The sequence below is a fragment of the Nitrospirillum viridazoti CBAmc genome, assembly GCF_000730165.1.
Classification (GTDB): Bacteria; Pseudomonadota; Alphaproteobacteria; order Azospirillales; family Azospirillaceae; genus Nitrospirillum; species Nitrospirillum viridazoti.
In genome coordinates this window covers 286965-305799 of record NZ_CP022111.1, presented here as the reverse complement: position 1 = coordinate 305799, position 18835 = coordinate 286965, and the positions used below count along the sequence as shown (strand labels likewise).

Sequence of the window (18835 nt, the reverse complement as noted above, 5' to 3'; positions counted from 1 at the left end):
GAGGCGGTGCCCCTAGGAGAACGAGAGAGATGGTTGACTACAGCAAGTACGAGTTCCTGAAGGTCGAGATCGATGGCAACGGCGTCGCCACCGTCACCATGAATGACCCTGAAAAGCTGAATGCCGTCGGGCCGGAGAACCACAAGGAACTGGAATATATCTGGGTGGACCTGGCCCAGGATGAAAGCATCAAGGCCATCGTCCTGACCGGGGCCGGCCGCGCCTTCTCCGCCGGCGGGGATGTCAAGAAGATGGCCGCCCGCGCCGGCACTGAATTTGGGCTGAAGTACGCCCTGCGGGTGCCGCAGAATACGCTGCGCATCTTCGAACACATGCTGTTGACGCCCCAGCCGGTGATCGCTGCGGTCAATGGCGATGCCATTGGCCTGGGCCTGACCTTGGCGCTGTTCTGCGACATGAGCCTGGTGGCCGACGACGCCCGCCTGGGCGATACCCACGTCAAGGTCGGCCTGGTGGCCGGCGATGGCGGCGCCGTCGTGTGGCCCCTGCTGGTCGGCCCGCAACGCGCCAAGGAATTCCTGATGCGCGGCAAGGTGCTGAAGGGTGCGGAGGCCGCCGCCCTGGGCCTGATCAACTACGCCCACCCCCGGGAAACAGTCCTGGAGGAGGCGTTGAAGGTGGCGACGGAAATCGCCGCCAACCCCGTCTGGGCGGTGCGCTGGTCCAAGGCCGCGGTGAACAAGCAGCTGAAGGCCCAGTTGAACCAGGTCCTGGAGCTGTCGATCGCGTACGAATCCCTGACCATGCTGACGCATGACTACAAGGAGGCGGCGACGGCCTTCGCGGAGAAGCGCAAGCCCACCTTCGAAGGGTATTGAGCCATGGCCGCCTCCTACCGCGGTGCCGACACCATCACCAAGGTTGCCGTGGTCGGCGCCGGCCTGATCGGAGCGGGATGGGTGGCGGCGTTCCTGGCCCGAGGGTATGCGGTTGCGGTTGCCGATCCCACCCCCGACGCCCCGGCCAAGGTACGGGCCCATATCGCTGCCGCCTGGCCGGCCCTACGCGAACGGGGTTTGGCCGCCGGTGCCGACCCCACGGCCGTGACCTTCCATACGGACCTGGCAGCGGCGCTGGACGGGGCCGATTTCGTCCAGGAGAGTGCGCCGGAACGGCCAGAGGTGAAGGCAGCGCTGTATGCCGATTTAGGCCGCCTGGCCCCGCCGGACGTCATCATCGCCAGCAGCACCTCCGGCATGCCGGTCAGCCAGTTGCAGGAAGGGTGCCTCCACCCGCAGCGCTGCGTCCTGGGCCACCCCTTCAACCCCGTCCACCTGATGCCCTTGGTGGAGGTGGGCGGCGGCGGCCGGACCGACCCCGTGGCGGTGGAAACCGTGACGGCGCTCTACGCCTCCATGCGCAAGCAGCCCGTGCATGTCCGGCGGGAGATCGTGGGCCACATCGCCAATCGCCTGACCAGCGCCATGTTCCGCGAGGCGGTGGCCCTGGTGGCGGGGGGCTATGCCACGGTGGAGGACGTGGATCGGGCCATCCGCTTCGGCCCCGCCCTGAAATGGGCCGTCCAGGGGCAGTTCACCACCTTCCACACCAGCGGCGGCGAGGCGGGGCTTGCCGGCTTCCTCAGCCATTTCTCGCCCGGCATCCTGGCGCGTTGGAAGACCATGAAGGACCCCGACCTGGCAAATCCGAAACTGCAGGCCCTGCTGGTGAGGCAAGTGACCGAGGCCAACGGCGGACAGCCGGTGGCCGACATCGCGCGGCACCAGGATCAAATGGTCCTGCGGCTGCTGCAAACCCTATCGGATGGTCTCGCCAATCAGGAAGAGCCGCCGTCCAACCTGGATTGATGCCCCATGATCTTCATTCTCGTCTCCGGAGCCTGGCACGGAGCCTGGTGTTGGGAATTGGTGGCGCCACAGCTGGCCGCAGCAGGCCATACGGTCTTTACGCCGGATCTCCCCGGCATGGGTGCGGACCGCAGATCGCTGGCGAGCCTGTCGTTCGCGGACTGGACCCACGACCTTGCCGCCCTGGTGCGCCAGCAGCCGGAGCCTTGTGTTCTGGCAGGGCACAGCCGGGCGGGGATCGTCATCAGCCAGGTCGCCGAAATGGCCCCGGAAGCCCTGCGAACCACGATTTACATCGCCGCGATCCTGGCACCCGACGGCCACAAGATGGCGGATGTGCTCGGCCCCCCTGACCCGCAGCTCCGGGCGGGCATCACCCTATGTCCCAGCGGCGTGTCGACCACCTTCGACACCAGACTGTTGCGCCCCTTCTTCTACAATACGACGCCTCCGCATCTCGCGGCCCGGGCGGCGTCGCTGCTTACCCCTGAGCCACTGTTCGCCGGTGCGGCCGAAATGCGGCTGAGCGAAGGGAGGTTCGGGTGCGTCCCCCGCGCGTATGTCGAGTGCCGGCAGGATCAGGTCGTGCCGGTTGTCAAGCAACGGGCCATGTATGACGCCTTGCCCTGCTGGCGGGTGGAAAGCCTTGATACGGACCACTCGCCCTTTTATTCGGCGCCAAGCGCGCTTTCAGCGACCCTGCTGAACCTGGCCGCCGACGCGCCCGTGTGAAGACGGGCCTACCGCCCTCACAAATGGCACCTGGCGGTGCTCAGCCGATGGCCGGCAGTCCGCCAGCCTCGGCGATCACATCCAGATGGTGGTCCGCGTCCCCCAGCAGGGCGTCGATGGCGGTCAGCCGCTTGAAGGCGTGGCCGATCTTGTATTCCAGGGTCAGGCCGATGGCACCGTGCAGCTGCACCGCCTGCTGGCCCACGAAACGGGCCGCCTGGCCGACCTTGGCCTTGGCCGCGGCGATATTCAATCGCCGTTCCTCCGCCGGCATGTCCATGGACAGGGCCGCCAGGATGGCCATGCTGCGGGCCAGTTCCACCTGCATCATCATGTCCACGGCCCGGTGCTGCAGCGCCTGGAAGCTGCCGATGGCCACGCCGAACTGGCTGCGGGTCTTCAGGTAATCCACCGTGGTGTTCAGGGCGTCGGTCATGATGCCCACCGCTTCGGCCACCAGCGCCGCGGTCACCTCCTCGAACAGCCGGGTCAGCGTGGCGCTGCCGGAGCCGACGCCGCCCAACACCGCGTTGGCCGGCGCCCATACCCCGTCCAGACGCAGGTCCGCCACGCGGCAGCCGTCATAGCCGGACCGGCCTTGAACAACGACCCCATCCGCCTGGGGATCGACCAGGAACAGCGTGACCCCGCCCGGCGTAGCCGCGCTCACGATCAGTTCGTCGGCGCTGTCGCCAGCGATGACAGCCGTCTTGGCCCCCGTCAGCCGCCAGCCCTTGTCGTCAGCGATAGCCCGGGTCCGCAGCTGGTCCACCGTATGGCGGGGACCGTCCGGTTCGCTGTGTGCCAGGGCCATCAGGTACTGGCCGGCGATGATGCCCTCCATGCGGGCGGCCTTCTGCGCCGGGCTGCCGGCCAGGCGCAAGGCCCCGCCGGCCAGCAGGATCGCGCCGGCATAGGGTTCGACCACCAGCCCCCGTCCCAGCGCCTCCATCACCAGCAGGGTTTCCACGCCACCGCCGCCGAAGCCGCCGTCGTCCTCGGCGAAGGGTAGGCCCAACAGGCCCAGGTCGGCCATCTGGCCCCATATGGCCCTGCTGTAGCCACGCTCCTCGGCCATCGCCTTCAGCCGGCTGTGGAAGTCGTACCGGTCGGCCACGAAGCGGCTGACGGTTTCGGACAGCAGGCGCTGTTCTTCGGTAAGATCGAAATCCATGGCAGTCCTCACAGGCCCAGCATCGTCTTGGCAATGATGTTTTTTTGAATCTCGTTCGAGCCGCCGAAGATCGAGACCTTGCGCATGGTGAAGTAGAACAGGGGCGCGGCGGCCCGCCAGCCGTCCGTCCCGTCGCCGTCGCCATGGTGATCGGGCACGCCCAGGCCGGCGGGCCCGGCCAGTTCCAGGGTCAGCTCCGTCATGCGCTGCTGCAGCTCCGTGCCCTTGATCTTCAGGATCGATGCGGCCCCGGCGGCGCCCCCACCGGCGGTGTCGGCCGCCACGACCCGCAGCTGGGTCAGCTCCAGCGCCCGCAATTCCACCGCCACCTCGGCCAACTTGCGGTCAAGACGCGCCTGTTCCGCCGCCGTCAGCATGCCCCGTGCCGCCAGGTCCGCCCGCAGGTGGCGCAACTGGGCCAGGCGCTCCTTGGACAGACCAATGCGCGCGATGCCGCTGCGCTCATGGCCCAGCAAGTGCTTGGCATAATCCCAGCCGCGCCCCTCTTCACCGATGCGGTTCGCCACCGGCACGCGGACATTGTCGAAGAACACCTCGTTGAGGTCGCTGATGCCGTCGATGGACGGAATGGGGCGGACGATGATGCCCGGGCTTCTCATCTCCAGCAGCAGGAAGGTGATGCCCTGCTGCTTCTTGCCGGTGTTGTCGGTGCGGACCAGGGCGAACATCCAGTCGGCGTGCTGGGCCTGCGTCGTCCAGATCTTCTGGCCGTTGAGCACGTAGTCGTCGCCATCACGCACAGCGCTGGTCTTCAAGGCGGCCAGGTCGGATCCGGCGCCGGGCTCGGAAAAGCCCTGGCACCACCAATCATCGATATTGGCGATGCGCGGCAGGAAGCGGCGCTTCTGTTCCTCCGTCCCGAACTTGGCGATAACCGGCCCTATCATGTTGACGTTGAAGGGCGACCCCTCAGGCGCGTGGGCCAGGGCCATTTCTTCCTGGAAAATATAGCGCTGGGTGGGCGTCCATGGCTGTCCGCCCCATTCCACCGGCCAAGCGGGCACCGCCCAGCCCCTAGCGTTCAGGATGCGTTGCCAGCGCACGATGTCCTCTTTGGCGAGATGGCGGCGCTCCACCATCTTGCGGCGCAGGTCATCGGGCAGCGCCTTGGCCAGGAAGATGCGCACGTCGGCCCGGAAGGCCCGGTCCTCATCGGTGAAATCGAGATTCATGGCGTCCCTCAAAGGGTGGTCCCCTTCCCCATTCCCAGAGCGGGCGGCCAGGGTCAACCACGGCCCCTGGCGGGCGCTCCAAGCAGCGCATGGCCGATATCGTCAGCGGTCCAACGCCAATAGAACGCGGCCCACGCCGCATCCGGCCGTGGACAAAGCGGTGGAAAGCGCATCCAAGGGGTATGTGGCCGCGACGGGCGTGTGCGCCTCCGGCCGGCAGGCGAGCCTCGCCAGCCGGGAATACAGTGCCGCCACGGTGGCGGGCGCCTCGGTAGCCTCGGCGGGACGCAAGCTGAAGCCGCGCACGATCAAGCCCCGCCCGGTCAGCAAGCCGGACGGAAGAACACAGTCCTCGCCCGACAGATGGCCGAAAATGACGACTTGACCGTCCGGCGACACGCAGCTGGCAAGGCGTGCGGTGGCGGGGCCGGCAACACAGTCGAACGCAAGGGGAACGGGACGATCCCGCAGGGCGCGTGCCACCTCGGTGGGAAGATCCGGCCCGTCGGCCAGCCATATCTCCGCATCCGGGCGATGCGCCGGCGGCGACCGCGCCACGTTCACCACGCCGACGCCACGCTGGCTCGCCAGCAGCCGGACCCAGCGGGCCACCGCCGAATTGGCGCCGTTCTGAATGACCCAATCACCGGCACCCAACCGGGCCTGGTCCAGCAGACGCCATGCTGTGGCGGGATTGATGCGCAACATGGCGGCCTGGTCGTCAGGCACATCGGAAGGGATCACGATCAGTCGGTCGGCAGACATGAGGCGATGGCTGCACCAATTGCCGCGATCCAGCGGCAGCACGCGGTCCCCTTCGGCAATGCCTTGGACGCCAGGCCCCAAGGCCATAACGCGCCCTACACCCTCCGCCCCCAGTATCAGCGGATAGGACATCGGGAAGGCATAGGATCGCGTGATCACCTGCCGGTCGGCGGGGTTGATGGGGGCCAAGAGCATGGCCACCAGCACCTGGCCCAGCCCCGGCGGCCCGGGGTCGGGCAGGTGTCTCACCTCAGGGAGCTGGCCGGCCGCCGCGATGATGGCGGCCTTCATGCGCGACGCCCGGCCGGCCGTTCGTCAGGCATGGGCCAATTGACGGGGAGTCGCGGCCTCCTGCCAGACGGGCGGCTGTTCCACCCGTATGTTGACGGCGACCGGCGCCTGCTTGGCGCGGGGCGGGAACGCGGCCCGCCGCTCGTCCCGGATCAGGCGGATGATTTCGATCTTGCGCGCCTCGATCACCTCGTTGGGCGCCAGGACGCTGAGAACCAGCCGGTCCATGCCCCGGCGCGGCAGCAGCATGGCCGCCAGCACGCCGATGCCCGGCGCGTGCGCATCGGGTTCCGCCAGCCAGCCGATGGTGCGCAGGCGCGCCAGTTCCTGGGCGCGTTCCGCGATGCGGACCCGCCGTTCGACATCAGACTCTTCCGCGTTCAGCCGATGCAGGGCGGAGCGCACCTGCCCTTCCTGGTAGGTCGCCAGCAGCAGTTTGCCTTGCGGGCTGTGCAGCAGGGAGGTGACGTTGCCGGCATGCTCCTGCACGGCCTCCGCCTGGGGACCCTCGACCACATGGAGGTGCTGGACCACATAGTTGTTGGCGGTGGACAGGACCACCGTCTCCCCCACCGCCTCGGCCACGCGGTCGACGATGTTCAGGATCGTTCCACCCCGGAACAGCTTGGGGTCCACCCAGCTGCCCAGGAACGCCACGCGGGCGGTAGGCGTATAGGTGCGCCGGTACCGGTTGTAATGCAGATAGCCCAGCTGGGTCAGGCAACGCAGTAGCTCCGACGTGCTGGATTGCGGATAGGCCAGCGAGCGGGACAGGTCCATGACCGTCGCCGTGCGGTGCTTGCTGTCGAAGTATTCCAGGATTTCCAGTGCCCGGTGCGCCGATTTGACGGTGCGCATGTCCTTGCTGCTCATGGCGTCCTCTGTCCTCCGCGATGACCCCTTTTTGGATGGGCCTGACAGCAAAGCTAGGGCATCACCCATCCGATGTGCAAGCGGTTTTTCGTATTGTGTTCGGTTTTCCGAACAGCTACATCGGTGACGCAACTTGTTGGCCCGGTCGCGGTTGTTGCACCACTGGAACTCGCAGCGCAAAATTGCGGCTGGTTCGAGGTCGGCTCGCCCACTCACAAGGAGTTGGCCATGGCAACCGTGGCACGGCAGATCCAGTCCCCGCCCCCGGGGATCGCAACGCAGGGAATAAAGGCGGGACCGCTGTGACCGATCAGTTCGTCGCCAAACGCGTGGGCGCCAAGGCCCGCCTGGTTGAAAGCAGTTCCACCGTTGAGATTGGCAAGGGGAACGGCGGGCCGCGCGCCATGTCGCGCGTGCTCGACCTGTTCGACCTTCTCGCCCGGCGGCGGCAGGGGATGACGCTGTCTGAACTGAGTCAGGCGCTGGACGTGCCCAAGAGCACCTTCGTCAGTTCGCTGCGGGCGCTGGTGGCCGACGGTTTCCTCATCATGGAAGGCGGGCTGTATCAGCTAGGCCCCGGGGCCTACCGCCTGGCAGGCACCATCCTCTCGTCCTGGTCGCTGCCGGACCTGGTCCGGCACTATGTGCGGGAATTGGCATCGACGACCGGCGAGTCCGTGGGCTTCGCCATCGCCGACTGGGATATCGGCCAAGCCATTTACACCGACGCCGTGAACAGCCCGCAGCCAGTGCATTACGCCATGCGGGTGGGCCTGCGGGCGCCCCTCTATGCCAGCGCCGCCGGCCGGGTCCTGCTGGCCCATGCCCCCGCCAACCAGCGTCAGGCTTATTTCGCGCGGGCGCACCTGAGACCGTTGACCCCCGCGACCCGCACCTCGCCCGAGCAGGTCGAGGAAAGCCTGGATGAAATCCGCCGCCTGGGCTACTGCGCCAGCTTCGGGGAGATGCTGCCCGACACGGCCGCCATCGCCGTCCCGGTCCATGACGCCAACGATGCCGTCCTGGGCGCCCTGATAGTGGCGGCCCCTATCGAACGACTGCGCAATTCCTTCCCCGCCCTGCTGGCGCACACCGTGCGTGTCGGCCGCCAGGCGTCCGGCCTGGCGACGGATGATGACTTGAAAGGCCCATGAAAGAAGCGGGCCGCCCCTTCTCAGGGACGGCCCAGGTGGCAGGCCTCCCAGCCCGCAGAGAGGTCAAGCGACAGGGGCGGCGATCAGGGGGTTAGCCCCATAAAACGCATGCCGTTCTCGTACATGATCTTGGCGGTATCGGCGTCGGACACGCCCTTGCAGGCTTCCTCCGCGAAGATGCGCGGCTCTTCCACGCCCTCGGCGTGGGGGTAGTCCGATCCCATCAGGATCCAATCGGCGTTGCCCACCTGGTCGATGATCGCCTTGATGTTGTCCTCGGGATAGGCCACCACGGACACGTTCCGCGCGAAGATGCGGCTGGGCCGCTCCTTCAACTGGCCACCGGGCCAGTAGCCGTTCTTAGCCATGCCGCGGCACTTGTCCATTTTCTGCAGCATCGCCGGCACCCATTCGGCGCCGTTCTCGGCCGATAGCAGCTTCACGTTGGGGAAGCGCTCGAAAAAGTTCCAGAAGATGAAGCTGGACAGCGTTTCCACCACCGGCCGCTCGGAATAGCCGTGCATCCACACGAAAGCCGTCTGCCGGATGCGCGACTGCTGCACCGGCTCGCCCCAGACGGCCATGTGGTCCTTCATGTAGATGGCTTCGGAAACGTGGAAGACCACCCGCAGGCCCGCCTCATTCACGATGGCCCAGAACGGGTCGTGGTCCGGATGTGCCGGCGCCTTGCCGTTGTAAGGCCCCATGGGCATCAGGATCAGGCGGGCGCCGTGCTTGATGCACCAGCGGACCTGGTCGCAAGCCTTCTCCAGGTCCATCAGCGTCACGATGGGGGCGGCGAACAGCCGGTCCTTGTAATTGAACTTCCACTGGTCGTAGAGCCAATGGTTATAAGCGTTCAGCACCTCGTAGGCCGCGGCCGGCTGATCCAGGTAGCTGATGGCCGTGATCATGTTGCCCACGAACAGGATGCTGCCGCGCACGTCCCACCGGTCCATCAGGGCCAGCCGGGCCTCGGGCTCCATCATGTCGGGCGTCTTGGGGACGTGCAGGTCGATCTCCGCCTTGCCTTCCTTCATCGCCCGCAGCCACTCATGCAGCTTGCCCGGCGCCGGAACGCGGCCGTCCTCGAACAGGTGGTCGGCGCTGATCTCCACCTTGCGCGGGCCGACATACATGGCGAAGTCGCCGGACGGCCCCTTGCGGAAGGTGATGCCCCAGTCCGCCTTCACCTTTTCCGGAAGGTAAGCGCTCCACGCTTCGTCCGTTTCCCAGAAATGGGCGTCGGCGTCGAAGATCGGTCCGGTGTAGAGCGGCTTGGAAGCCGCCGGTTTCACTTGCGCTTGCGTGGCCATGATTGTCCTCTCCCCACTGATCGGCCGCCCCGGTTGGAAAGCGACGCTACGTTGTCCCGTGGAATTCGACCCTGGCTTAACAGAGGAAATGGGACGCGGCAGTGGCGATGCGGACCGGCCGCCGATTGATCGCCCATCCGATGTTGGGGGGCGCCCCCCAACATCGCGGGCAGGAGGTCAGTCGACCAGGCGGTTGACCTTGCGGTCGCGGTCCAGCGCCGGATCCAGGTAGCGCCCCACCTTGTAGTCGCCCATGATGGTCGTGCGCATGGCCTGGCGCCGGCAGTGCAAAGGCACGCCCCGGGCGGAATGGATGACCCGCCAATTGTCCCAGACCACCATGTCGTCCTGCCCCCAGGGGTGGAAGTAGGCGTAGCGCTCATCACACAGATGGTTGGCCAGTTCCTCCAGCAGGGCGTCGCTCTCGGCCTTGTCCATCCCCAGGACGTAGCGGGAATGCATGGGCGACAGTTTCAACACTTTCCGCCCCGTTTCCTGCTGGGTGATGACCAAGGGATGGACGCAGGGTGGGAAATCGTACCGCACGGCGGTGCCGCCACCGCTGGCCGCGCGCGGAAGCGCCGAGATGTCCTTGGGAAAGCCGAACTGGCCGGAGGTGAAGTCCGGGTTGAACTCGTACACCACCTCCAGCCCCTCGATGCGCCGCTTCAGCTCCGGCGACAGGCGGTCATAGGCGGCGATGGCGTCGATGAATCCAGTTTCCCCCATTTCCGCCGCCGGGCGGGTCATGCGCAGGACGGCGCCCCGCACGATGGTCGGCATGAAGCTCTGGTCCCAGTGCCAGCCCAGCCAGCCGGCGCGCGGAACGCCGTCCACGACGTAGTGGCGGTTGAAGCGCGCCTTGGTGTCCTCCGGGTCGTAGGCCAAGGTCATGAGATAGGGGTTGTCGGGGTTGTTCATGTCGGCGGTGGCCGCCGGCTCCATCTGGCCGAACACGCGGCTCAGCCGCATGTGGATCTCGTCGCTGGCCCCCGCCCCCCGGAACAGCAGCACGCCGGCCCGGATCCAGGCGTCGAGGATGGCGGCCTCCTCCGCCAGCGTCAGCGGACGCGTCAAGTCCACGCCGCGCACCTCAAGGCCCAGATTGGGAGAAAGGGGGATTTCTTCGATGGCCATGGCCCATATCCTCCACATAGCTTTTTATTGTCGATACCCAAGAGGTATCAGCCCGGCGATGCCTGAATAATCCCCTATTACTCAAAGGGAAGATTTCGCATGATCAAATAATCATGACGCAAATCGTTGAATTGATGGTCTTCACGACAATCGTGGACGTCGGCTCGATGAGCCGGGCGGCGACCCGGTTGCGTCTTTCCCCGGCCATGGTCACCATGCATCTGGCCCGGCTGGAAGCGAACCTGAACGCCAAGCTGCTGAACCGCAGCACCCGGCGCCTGGAGTTGACCGACCAAGGGCGCCTGTTCCTGAGCCATGCCCGCGGCATCCTGGAAGCGGTGACCGCCGCCGAGGCCGCCATGCGCGAGGCGGACGGACGCCCGACCGGCAGGGTGCGCATCGATGCGCCAGCGTCCTTGGGGCGTCGCCTGATCCTGCCGCTGATCCCGGCATGCCGCCAGGCCTATCCCGGCATCGTGATCGACCTCAGCCTGGGCGACCGGGGGACCCTGTACCGCCCTGACGGCTTCGACATCATATTGCGGGTGGGCACCGTCCCCGACATGGCGCGCACGACGATCAAGCTGGGAACCGGGCAGCTGCAGCTGGTGGCATCCCCCGGCTACCTGGCCCGCCGGGGGTGCCCACGGACGCCGGAGGAGCTGAACGACCATGACTGCATCCTCTATTCCAGCGTGGAATCACCCGGCGGCAACCGCTGGCGCCTGACGCGCGGCGGCGCGTCGACCTGGCTGCGGCCCAAGCCCGCCCTGACGTTCAATGACGGCGCCGCCATGACCGAGGCCGCCATCGCAGGCGCAGGCATCGCCCAGATCCTGAACATCCTGGTGGCGGAGCCGGTGGCGGACGGCCACCTGGTGGTTCTGCTGCCGGATTGGCCGCCCGCCCCCAGCCCTGTGACCCTGACCCTGGGTCGGGACGGAGAGGTGCCGGCAGCCGTGAAGGCGGTTTTCGACTTCCTGACCGACCATCTTCGATGGGATTCCCTGACAATGCCCCCGGCATCGACATCGGCAGATATCGCATCCTCGTAGAGATGCCCCGGCCGGCCGGCATTCGTCTCCTGACCGTAAGGCCCGCGTCTAGGATCAGGCCGGCCCCTCGCCGAGCCGGCCGCATGGGCGGCAGCGCGTGCAGGACCCCATGAATTCGCCGCCCGCCGGTAACCCGGCATTCCGGTCCCGGGGCGGCAGCGGGAGAGAAACATGACCCAGGATTATGATCTGGTGATCCGCGGCGGCACGATCGTCGACGGCACCGGTGCCGCCCCCTACACCGGAGACATCGCCATCACCGGCGCGCGTATCGCCGCCGTCGGCAGCGTCCCGGGCACGGGGCGCGAGGAAATCAACGCCGCGGGCCTGATCGTGACCCCCGGTTTCGTCGACGTGCACACCCACTACGATGGCCAGATTACTTGGGAGAACCGGCTGGCCCCCTCGTCCGACCATGGCATCACCACCGTGATCATGGGCAACTGCGGCGTGGGCTTCGCCCCAGCTCGGGCCAGCGATCGCCAGCTGACCATCAAGCTGATGGAAGGGGTGGAAGATATTCCTGAAGTGGTCATGGCCGATGGCGTTCCCTGGAACTGGGAAAGCTTCCCGGACTATCTCGACGCCTTGGACCAGCGCCAATCGGACATCGACTTCGCCGCCCAGATCCCCCATAGCCCGCTGCGGGTCTATGTGATGGGCGAACGGGGCGCCAACCTGGAACCGCCGACCGACACCGACCTGGCGGAGATGCGGCGCCTGACGGCGGAAGCGATCGCCGCCGGTGCCATCGGCGTCAGCACCTCGCGCCAGCTGGCCCACCGCTTCCGCGACGGCCGGCCGGCGCCGTCCACCCAGACCGAGGTGGATGAGTTGCGGGCCTTGGCGGGTGGTCTGGCCGACACCGGCACGGGCGTGTTCCAGCTGATCCCCAACACCAGCCGCGACGCGACGGAGGAATTCACCGTCATCCGCACCCTGGCGGAAGTGTCGGGCCGGCCGGTGAACTTCAGCCTGCTGACCGGGGAAACGATCAAGGGCGGCTGGCGTGGTTACATGGACGGCCTGGTGCAGGCCCGCAAGGATGGCCTGCCCATCAGCGGCCAGTACTATCCCCGTCCCATCGGCATGCTGTTCGGCCTGGACCTGAGCTACCACCCCTTCTCCCTGAACCCCAGCTACAAAGCCATCGAGCACCTGCCGCTGGATGAGAAGGTGGCGGCCATGCGCGACCCCGAAATGCGCGCCCGGCTATTGGCGGAGGAGCCGCAGGACCCCAACCCCTTCTTCCTCTGGGTGGTGCAACAGACCCACCTGCTGTTCCCCCTGGGCGATCCGCCGAACTACAACCCGGCGGCCGAGGACAGCATCAAGGCCCGCGCCGCCACCCTCGGTGTGGATGAGCGGGAACTGATGTATGATGAGCTGCTGCGCAACAACGGCCGCACCATCATCTACTGCCCCATGGGCAATACCGAGGGCGGGCGCTTCGACGCCGCCGCCAACCTGTTCGGCCAGCCCGGCACCGTCCTGGGCCTAGGCGATGGCGGGGCCCACTACGGCATGATCTGCGACGCCGCCTACCCCACCTTCCTGCTAACGCAGTACGTGCGCGACCAGAAGCGCCTGCCCCTGGAACAGGCCATCAGCATGCTGTCGCGCGAGACGGCGGCCTCGGTCTGCCTGAACGACCGGGGAATCCTGAAGCCCGGCTTCAAGGCGGACATCAACGTCATCGACCTGGATCGCCTGCACCTCTACGCGCCCCGGGTGAAGCGCGACCTGCCGGCGGCCGGACGGCGGCTGAGCCAGAAGGCCGACGGCTACGAGGCGACCATCGTCTCCGGCACCGTGACCTATCGCAACGGCCGCGCCACGGGCGCGTTGCCCGGCCGTCTGGTGCGCGGCGCCAGAAGCGCGCCCGCCGCCTGAGGCGGAGCGCCTTGAGAGACTCAACAAGGCAAAAGGGAAACGGACATGCCGTTGGACGAAAAGAGTGAACGCGGGCTGGCGGTGATCGGTGACATGATGGGGCCAACCTTCAGCGACGCGCTGCGGACGGCCGCCACGTCGGGCAAGTTCGGCTCGGCCATTTCGCAGATGGCCCTGCACCATGCCTTCGCCGATGCCTGGGGACGCGAGGGACTGGAGCGGAAGCAGAAGAGCCTGGTGGTCATCGGTGTGTTGATCGCCCAGCGCCAAACAGCGGAACTGAAGAACCATGTGAAGATCGGGGTGGCCAACGGCCTGACAGTGGCGGAACTGGAAGGCGTGCTGATCCAGGCCCTGCCCTACGTCGGCTTCCCCGCCGTCGCCTCGGCCACCACCGCGGTCATCGAGGCCCTGCGCGAGGTGGGGCTGGACCCCAACGTCAAGACCTCGGAGGAGCGCGGGTTGCTCTGACCTGCCACAGGCCCGTACCAAAAAAATGGCGCCGCGCTGAACCATCAGCGCGGCGCTTCAGTTTTACCTGTTCTCAGTCGAACAGGGCGGGATCAGCCAAGCGGTCGGCGATGAACCGGCAGAACCGGGCAGCGTCGGCGCCGTTGATGACGCGGTGGTCGTAGCTCAGCGACAGGGGCAGGACCTGGCGCCAGACCACGCCGCCATCGGGTGCCGGGGTGGCCACCGGACGGACGCGGGTCACGCCCAGGATGGCCACCTCGGGCACGTTGACGATGGGGGTGAAGCCGGTCCCCCCAATATGCCCCAGTGAGGTCAGGCTCATGCAGCCGCCCGACATCTCGGCCATGGGCAAGCCCTTGGTGCGGGCCTTTTCCGACAGGGCGGCGATCTCGGTGGCGATGGTGTCCAGGCTCTTGGTGTCGCAATCCCGCACCACCGGCACCAACAGGCCCCCGGGTGTGTCCACGGCTACGCCGATATGCACGTACTGTTTCAGGACCAGCGTCTTGTTGGCCAGGTCCAGCGAGGCGTTGAACTGGGGAAAGGCCTTCAGGCCGGCGGCCATGGCCTTCACCAGCAGGGGCACGATGGTGATCTTCGGGCCACCGGCGGCGTTGCGGTCTCGCCGGCGCTGCTCCAACTCGGTGATGTCCGCCTCATCCTGGTGGGTGACATGGGGGATGGCCACCCAGTTGCGGCCCAGGAAGGCCCCAACCAAGGCCTGGATCCGGGACAGTTTGCGGGTTTCCACAGGGCCGAAGGCGGCGAAGTCCGTTTCCGGCCAAGGGGCCAGCCCCTCCAGCAATGCGCTCATGATCGCGGGCCCCTATTCGATGACGGCCAGCAGGGTTCCGACCTCGTAAGTCTCCCCCACCTGGGCCTTGATGCGCAACGTGCCGGTGGCGGGGCTTTCCACCTCCTGCGTCGACTTCTCGCTTTCCATCGCGTAGAGCGGCTGCCCTTCCACGGCCTGTCCGCCGTCGGGCACCAGCCACTCGCTCAGCAGCCCTTCGTTCATGGAAAAGCCGATCTTGGGCAGCAACACTTCCGTAGCCATCAATATCCTCTTATGTCGCGGGCGTTGTGTTTGCAGGAGTTGGGTTGCGGGGCGGCGGCGTCAGGCGGTCGCGAGCAGCGACCGGACGGCGGCCTCGATGTCGGTGGCGCGGGGCGCGAACGCCGTCTCCAACGGTTTGGAGAAGGGCACCGGACAGAAGGCGCCACCCAACCGCTTCACCGGCGCCTTCAGCCGGCTGAACAGTTCCTCATGGATGACGGCGCTGATCTCCGCCCCCACGCCGAACGGCGTCACCGCCTCATGCACCACCAGGGCCCTGCCGGTGCGGGCCACGGACTCCAACACGGTGCGCCGGTCCCAGGGCGCCACGGAGCGCAGGTCGATCAACTCGGCCGAGATACCGCCGGCCTTGAGGACGGCCACGGCGGCCTGCGCCTCCTGCACCATGCGGGCATAGGCGATAACGGTCACGTCCTGGCCTGGAGACAGCACGCTGGCCTTACCCAGCGGCACACGGGCGCCCGGCTGCGGGGCGGCGCTGGGTGTCCAGTAGGTCGGCAGGTTCTCGATGAACAGGACCGGATCGGGATCCTCAATGGCGCTGCGCATCAGGCCGTAGGCGTCCGCGGCATTGGACGGGGCCACCACCTTGATGCCGGCGGTATGGGCGAACCAGGCCTCCAGGTAATCGCAATGCTGGCCGCCGGTACCGAAGCCCGCCCCGGTCATGGTGCGGATGACGATGGGCACATGGGTTTGGCCGCCCGACATGAACCGCAGCTTGGCCGCGTGGTTGACGATCATGTCCATGGCCACCGTGGTGAAGTTCATCAGCATGATCTCCGCCACCGGCTTGAAGCCAGCCAGGCTGGCGCCAATGGCGGCGCCGATGATGGCCTGCTCGGAGATGGGCGTGGACCGCACGCGATGCGGACCGAAGCGGGTGGACAGGCCCTTGGTCACGCCGACGATGCCGCCCTCTTCCGGGTCGGCAACTTCCTCGCCCAGAACCAGGACGCTGTCATCCTCCGCCATGGCGTCGGTCAGGGCCTTGTTGATGGCCTGCAGGATGGTGATCTGGCTGGTATCGGACATCAGGCGGCCTCCCCGACAACGGCTTCTGGGGCGAAAACGTCACGGGCCAGCTCTTCCACCGTGGGATAGTCGCTGGCCAGGGCATGGGCCACGGCCTCATCCAGCTCGGCCTCGATGGCCGCCTCGACCTCGGCCAACTCGGCCTCGGTCGCGATGCCCTCGGCGATCAGGTGGGCGCGGAACCGGGGAACGGGGTCGGCGGCCACGGCAGCCTCCTTCCGCGCCTTGTCCATGTAGGCATCGGCATCGCCTAGGACGTGGCCGTGGAAGCGGTAGGTCATCGCCTCGATCAGCGTGGGACCACCACCCGCCCGAGCCCGGTCGACGGCGTCCTTGGCGGCGGCATACATGGCGAAGGGGTCGTTGCCGTCGACACGGGCGCCCGGCATGGCATAGCCCACCGCGCGATCGGCGATCTGCCGGGCGGACGTCGCCTTTTCGTAGGCCGTGTGCTCACCCCACTCATTGTTCTGGCAGACGAACACCACCGGCAGTTTCCACACCGCCGCCAGGTTCAGCGATTCATGGAAGGCGCCGATGTTGGAGGCGCCGTCGCCGAAATAGGCCACGGTGACGCGGCCGTCGCCCTTGATCTGCGAGGCCCAGGCCAGGCCGTTGGCGATGGGCATGGAACTGCCGACGATGCCGGTGGTGACCATCACTCCGGACTTGGGATGGGTGATGTGCATGGGGCCGCCCTTGCCCTTGCAGGTACCCGTCACCCGGCCCGCCAATTCCGCCCACAGGTCCTTCAGGGGCACACCCTTGGCCAGCATGTCATGGATGCCGCGATAGATCGTGCAGATGTAGTCGTCGTTGGTCAGTAGCACCGAGAGGGCGCTGGGGATGACTTCCTGCCCGCGCGGCGAGTAGTAGGGCAGCACCAGCTTGCCGGCGCGGATGACCTTGCGGGCCCGCTCGTCGTTGGCCTTGATCAACGCCATGCGCCGATAGATGTCGCGCTGGGTGGCCGCATCGGGCGTCACGCCCGTGATGGTAGGGGCCGTCATGGGATAGGGCCTCCCCTCCTGGTTTCAGGGTCTCTCGTCAGGGCGGCGGACGCGCCTGCCCCTGCGTTTCTGGCTGTCTCATGTTTCCCGGCGCCGGGCACTCACGGCCTGCGGCGAGCCCCTGGGATATCGCCCATGTGTAGGCTTGGCCGTCGCGGCCGGAAACGGTGGACCCGCCGAAGCCGCTTCCCCCAATAGCGAGGCGAGGTCTCGAGACCCCAAAAGAGATCAGCGAAAGCCGACCCAACGATGATCCAGTCCCTGGGCGATCTCGTTCGCCGCAATGCCCGCTTCTTCCCGGAGGACGCCGCGACCGTGTTCCAGGGGCGGCGCACCACCAACATCGATCTGCTTCACCAGGCCGAGGCACTGGGCGCGTCCCTGCTGGCCGCCGGATGCCAACGGCAGGACCGGGTGGCGCTGCTGGGCATGAACAGCGACCGCTATTGGGAAGCCATGGCCGGCTGCTGGCTGTCCGGGCTGATCGTGGCTACGGTTAACTTTCGCCTGGCGACACCGGAAATCCAGCACATCCTGAACGACACGCAGCCGCATGTGCTGCTGTTCGAGGCCGCCTACGCCCCCGCCATCGCCAGCATCCGCCAACAGCTGTCGGTCCGACACTATGTCTGCCTGGATGGCGACGTGGGTGACTGGGCCATTCCCTATGGGGCCTTCATCGCAGGCTGCCGCGCCCCGCTGGCCAACCAGCAGGTTCATACCGATGAAATCGCCACCTTGCTCTACACCAGCGGCACGACGGGGCGGCCCAAGGGGGTCATGCGGTCCCACCTGGCCGAGCTGACGCTGGGCGAGCAGATGGCCATGATGTTCGACTTCCGCACCGGCGGGCGCAGCCTGGTGGTGATGCCCCTGTTCCACGCGGGCGCCCAGTCGTCCAGCTACGCCCAGATGTGGCGCTGCGGCACGCTGTTCATCCAGCGCGGGTTTGAACCGGAGGCGGTGCTGGACATCGTCGCGGCCGACCACATCACCAACCTGCACTTCGTGCCCCAGATGCTGCAGGCCATGCTGGACGCGGCGGAGGCCCGCGACGCCGCCGGCCGCACGGTCGACACCAGCAGCGTGGAAACCATCGCCTACGCCGCGGCCCCGATGTCCCCGGCCCTGCTGCGGCGAGCCCTGGCCCGCTTCGGCCCGGTGTTCGTGAACGGCTGGGGCATGAGTGAGGGCAACGGCACGTCGCTGCCCAAGCATAAACATGCGCTGGAGGGGACCGACGCGGCCCTGCTGTCGTCCATCGGCCAGCCCAATGCCAAGGCGGAGATGCGCATCGTCGCCACTGATGACACCGGCCTGGACCGCGATTGCGCCCCAGGGGAAACAGGGGAGCTGTGGCTAAGGTCCGCCTCGGTCATGACCGGTTACTGGAACAACAGCGCCGCCACCATCGAGGCGCTGCGCGACGGCTGGCTGCGTACCGGTGACCTGGGCTACGCCGACGCCGCCGGCAACATCTTCCTGGTCGACCGCAAGAAGGACATGATCATTTCCGGCGGGGAGAACATCTACAGCCAGGAAGTCGAGCGCGCGGTGGCCGAGCATCCGGACGTCGCGTCGGTGGCCGTCATTGGCGTGCCCGATCCCAAGTGGGGGGAGACGGTCATGGCCATCATCGTGCCCAAGGCGGGCACCGCCCCCACGGCCGACGCCATCATCACCCACAGCCAGACCCTGATCGCCAGCTACAAGAAACCCCGACACGTCGTCTTCGTGCCGGCGCTGCCGCTGCTGCCCAGCGGCAAGGTCGACAAGATCAGCCTGCGCCGGCAGTACGCGACGGCCCCTCTCTAAGGAGTTTTCCC

Annotated in this window: 18 protein-coding genes; 8 read left to right on the top strand and 10 right to left on the bottom strand. The window is 67.1% G+C overall.

Annotated elements, in window-relative coordinates:
* The first annotated feature begins 29 nt into the window (after positions 1 to 29).
* Genes Y958_RS14860 through Y958_RS14850 form a run of 3 tightly spaced genes read left to right on the top strand, consistent with a single transcriptional unit; the run spans position 30 to position 2561 of the window.
* Positions 30 to 839 carry an enoyl-CoA hydratase/isomerase family protein gene (locus Y958_RS14860; RefSeq protein WP_088872849.1) on the top strand — a complete coding sequence of 270 codons (810 nt, stop codon included), beginning with the start codon at positions 30 to 32 and terminating at the stop codon, positions 837 to 839.
* Positions 840 to 842: 3 nt separating this feature from the next.
* Positions 843 to 1829 (top strand): 3-hydroxyacyl-CoA dehydrogenase NAD-binding domain-containing protein, encoded by a 987-nt coding sequence (locus Y958_RS14855; RefSeq protein WP_088872848.1) that lies wholly within the window; start codon positions 843 to 845, stop codon positions 1827 to 1829.
* Positions 1830 to 1835: 6 nt separating this feature from the next.
* Positions 1836 to 2561 carry an alpha/beta fold hydrolase gene (locus Y958_RS14850; protein WP_088872847.1) on the top strand — a complete coding sequence of 242 codons (726 nt, stop codon included), beginning with the start codon at positions 1836 to 1838 and terminating at the stop codon, positions 2559 to 2561.
* Between the two features lie 40 nt (positions 2562 to 2601).
* On the opposite strand, the gene Y958_RS14845 is transcribed toward Y958_RS14850, so the two are convergent.
* The 4 genes from Y958_RS14845 to Y958_RS14830 form a co-directional block, all read right to left on the bottom strand.
* On the bottom strand, positions 2602 to 3735 hold the full coding sequence (locus Y958_RS14845) for an acyl-CoA dehydrogenase family protein (RefSeq protein ID WP_088872846.1): 1134 nt from the start codon (positions 3733 to 3735) through the stop codon (positions 2602 to 2604).
* A gap of 8 nt (positions 3736 to 3743) precedes the next feature.
* A complete protein-coding gene (locus Y958_RS14840) occupies positions 3744 to 4928 on the bottom strand; it encodes an acyl-CoA dehydrogenase family protein (protein ID WP_088872845.1) in 1185 nt (394 codons plus the stop codon).
* A 102-nt stretch (positions 4929 to 5030) separates the two neighbouring features.
* Positions 5031 to 5984, bottom strand: coding sequence for an MDR family NADPH-dependent oxidoreductase (locus tag Y958_RS14835; RefSeq protein ID WP_088872844.1), 954 nt, complete (start codon positions 5982 to 5984; stop codon positions 5031 to 5033).
* 24 nt (positions 5985 to 6008) lie between these two features.
* Positions 6009 to 6857 carry an IclR family transcriptional regulator gene (locus Y958_RS14830; protein ID WP_088872843.1) on the bottom strand — a complete coding sequence of 283 codons (849 nt, stop codon included), beginning with the start codon at positions 6855 to 6857 and terminating at the stop codon, positions 6009 to 6011.
* Positions 6858 to 7159: 302 nt separating this feature from the next.
* Between Y958_RS14830 and Y958_RS14825 the strand changes: the two genes are divergently transcribed.
* Positions 7160 to 8011 carry an IclR family transcriptional regulator gene (locus tag Y958_RS14825; RefSeq protein WP_211098661.1) on the top strand — a complete coding sequence of 284 codons (852 nt, stop codon included), beginning with the start codon at positions 7160 to 7162 and terminating at the stop codon, positions 8009 to 8011.
* Positions 8012 to 8094: 83 nt separating this feature from the next.
* Here Y958_RS14825 and Y958_RS14820 read toward each other — a convergent pair whose 3' ends face one another.
* The gene (locus tag Y958_RS14820; RefSeq protein WP_088872842.1) at positions 8095 to 9327 is read right to left on the bottom strand and encodes an amidohydrolase family protein; all 1233 of its coding nucleotides are present in this window, start codon (positions 9325 to 9327) and stop codon (positions 8095 to 8097) included.
* A 177-nt stretch (positions 9328 to 9504) separates the two neighbouring features.
* A complete protein-coding gene (locus Y958_RS14815) occupies positions 9505 to 10464 on the bottom strand; it encodes a TauD/TfdA dioxygenase family protein (RefSeq protein WP_211098660.1) in 960 nt (319 codons plus the stop codon).
* 113 nt (positions 10465 to 10577) lie between these two features.
* On the opposite strand from Y958_RS14815, the gene Y958_RS14810 reads away from it, so the two are divergent.
* The 3 genes from Y958_RS14810 to Y958_RS14800 all read left to right on the top strand — a co-directional run bounded on the left by Y958_RS14810 (position 10578) and on the right by Y958_RS14800 (position 13883).
* A complete protein-coding gene (locus Y958_RS14810) occupies positions 10578 to 11519 on the top strand; it encodes a LysR family transcriptional regulator (protein ID WP_088872840.1) in 942 nt (313 codons plus the stop codon).
* A 171-nt stretch (positions 11520 to 11690) separates the two neighbouring features.
* Complete coding sequence (locus Y958_RS14805; RefSeq protein WP_088872839.1) at positions 11691 to 13412, top strand: N-acyl-D-amino-acid deacylase family protein; 1722 nt, start codon at positions 11691 to 11693, stop codon at positions 13410 to 13412.
* Positions 13413 to 13457: 45 nt separating this feature from the next.
* A complete protein-coding gene (locus tag Y958_RS14800; protein WP_042703717.1) occupies positions 13458 to 13883 on the top strand; it encodes a carboxymuconolactone decarboxylase family protein in 426 nt (141 codons plus the stop codon).
* A gap of 73 nt (positions 13884 to 13956) precedes the next feature.
* On the opposite strand, the gene Y958_RS14795 is transcribed toward Y958_RS14800, so the two are convergent.
* Genes Y958_RS14795 through Y958_RS14780 form a run of 4 tightly spaced genes read right to left on the bottom strand, consistent with a single transcriptional unit; the run spans position 13957 to position 17009 of the window.
* Positions 13957 to 14700, bottom strand: coding sequence for a 2-oxo acid dehydrogenase subunit E2 (locus tag Y958_RS14795; RefSeq protein WP_088872838.1), 744 nt, complete (start codon positions 14698 to 14700; stop codon positions 13957 to 13959).
* A 12-nt stretch (positions 14701 to 14712) separates the two neighbouring features.
* Entirely contained in the window at positions 14713 to 14943 is a 231-nt protein-coding gene (locus Y958_RS14790) for a biotin/lipoyl-containing protein (protein WP_044564029.1), read from the bottom strand.
* 60 nt (positions 14944 to 15003) lie between these two features.
* Positions 15004 to 15999: an alpha-ketoacid dehydrogenase subunit beta gene (locus tag Y958_RS14785; RefSeq protein ID WP_088872837.1), complete on the bottom strand. Its 996-nt coding sequence runs from the start codon at positions 15997 to 15999 to the stop codon at positions 15004 to 15006.
* Entirely contained in the window at positions 15999 to 17009 is a 1011-nt protein-coding gene (locus tag Y958_RS14780) for a thiamine pyrophosphate-dependent dehydrogenase E1 component subunit alpha (RefSeq protein WP_088872836.1), read from the bottom strand. The genes Y958_RS14785 and Y958_RS14780 overlap by 1 nt, the downstream gene beginning before the upstream one ends.
* Before the next feature lie 249 nt (positions 17010 to 17258).
* Here Y958_RS14780 and Y958_RS14775 point away from each other — a divergent pair, with 249 nt between their 5' ends.
* Positions 17259 to 18824 carry a class I adenylate-forming enzyme family protein gene (locus Y958_RS14775; RefSeq protein WP_088872835.1) on the top strand — a complete coding sequence of 522 codons (1566 nt, stop codon included), beginning with the start codon at positions 17259 to 17261 and terminating at the stop codon, positions 18822 to 18824.
* Positions 18825 to 18835: the final 11 nt, after the last annotated feature.

What these genes read in the sequence shown, in the direction of transcription:
- Y958_RS14815 (WP_211098660.1), bottom strand. Translation starts at nt 10,464, where the DNA reads ATGGCCATCGAAGAAATCCCCCTTTCTCCCAATCTGGGCCTTGAGGTG.
- Y958_RS14810 (WP_088872840.1), top strand. Translation starts at nt 10,578, where the DNA reads ATGACGCAAATCGTTGAATTGATGGTCTTCACGACAATCGTGGACGTC.
- Y958_RS14780 (WP_088872836.1), bottom strand. Translation starts at nt 17,009, where the DNA reads ATGACGGCCCCTACCATCACGGGCGTGACGCCCGATGCGGCCACCCAG.
- Y958_RS14860 (WP_088872849.1), top strand. Translation starts at nt 30, where the DNA reads ATGGTTGACTACAGCAAGTACGAGTTCCTGAAGGTCGAGATCGATGGC.
- Y958_RS14800 (WP_042703717.1), top strand. Translation starts at nt 13,458, where the DNA reads ATGCCGTTGGACGAAAAGAGTGAACGCGGGCTGGCGGTGATCGGTGAC.
- Y958_RS14805 (WP_088872839.1), top strand. Translation starts at nt 11,691, where the DNA reads ATGACCCAGGATTATGATCTGGTGATCCGCGGCGGCACGATCGTCGAC.
- Y958_RS14820 (WP_088872842.1), bottom strand. Translation starts at nt 9,327, where the DNA reads ATGGCCACGCAAGCGCAAGTGAAACCGGCGGCTTCCAAGCCGCTCTAC.
- Y958_RS14840 (WP_088872845.1), bottom strand. Translation starts at nt 4,928, where the DNA reads ATGAATCTCGATTTCACCGATGAGGACCGGGCCTTCCGGGCCGACGTG.
- Y958_RS14790 (WP_044564029.1), bottom strand. Translation starts at nt 14,943, where the DNA reads ATGGCTACGGAAGTGTTGCTGCCCAAGATCGGCTTTTCCATGAACGAA.
- Y958_RS14775 (WP_088872835.1), top strand. Translation starts at nt 17,259, where the DNA reads ATGATCCAGTCCCTGGGCGATCTCGTTCGCCGCAATGCCCGCTTCTTC.
- Y958_RS14830 (WP_088872843.1), bottom strand. Translation starts at nt 6,857, where the DNA reads ATGAGCAGCAAGGACATGCGCACCGTCAAATCGGCGCACCGGGCACTG.
- Y958_RS14845 (WP_088872846.1), bottom strand. Translation starts at nt 3,735, where the DNA reads ATGGATTTCGATCTTACCGAAGAACAGCGCCTGCTGTCCGAAACCGTC.
- Y958_RS14785 (WP_088872837.1), bottom strand. Translation starts at nt 15,999, where the DNA reads ATGTCCGATACCAGCCAGATCACCATCCTGCAGGCCATCAACAAGGCC.
- Y958_RS14855 (WP_088872848.1), top strand. Translation starts at nt 843, where the DNA reads ATGGCCGCCTCCTACCGCGGTGCCGACACCATCACCAAGGTTGCCGTG.
- Y958_RS14795 (WP_088872838.1), bottom strand. Translation starts at nt 14,700, where the DNA reads ATGAGCGCATTGCTGGAGGGGCTGGCCCCTTGGCCGGAAACGGACTTC.
- Y958_RS14850 (WP_088872847.1), top strand. Translation starts at nt 1,836, where the DNA reads ATGATCTTCATTCTCGTCTCCGGAGCCTGGCACGGAGCCTGGTGTTGG.
- Y958_RS14835 (WP_088872844.1), bottom strand. Translation starts at nt 5,984, where the DNA reads ATGAAGGCCGCCATCATCGCGGCGGCCGGCCAGCTCCCTGAGGTGAGA.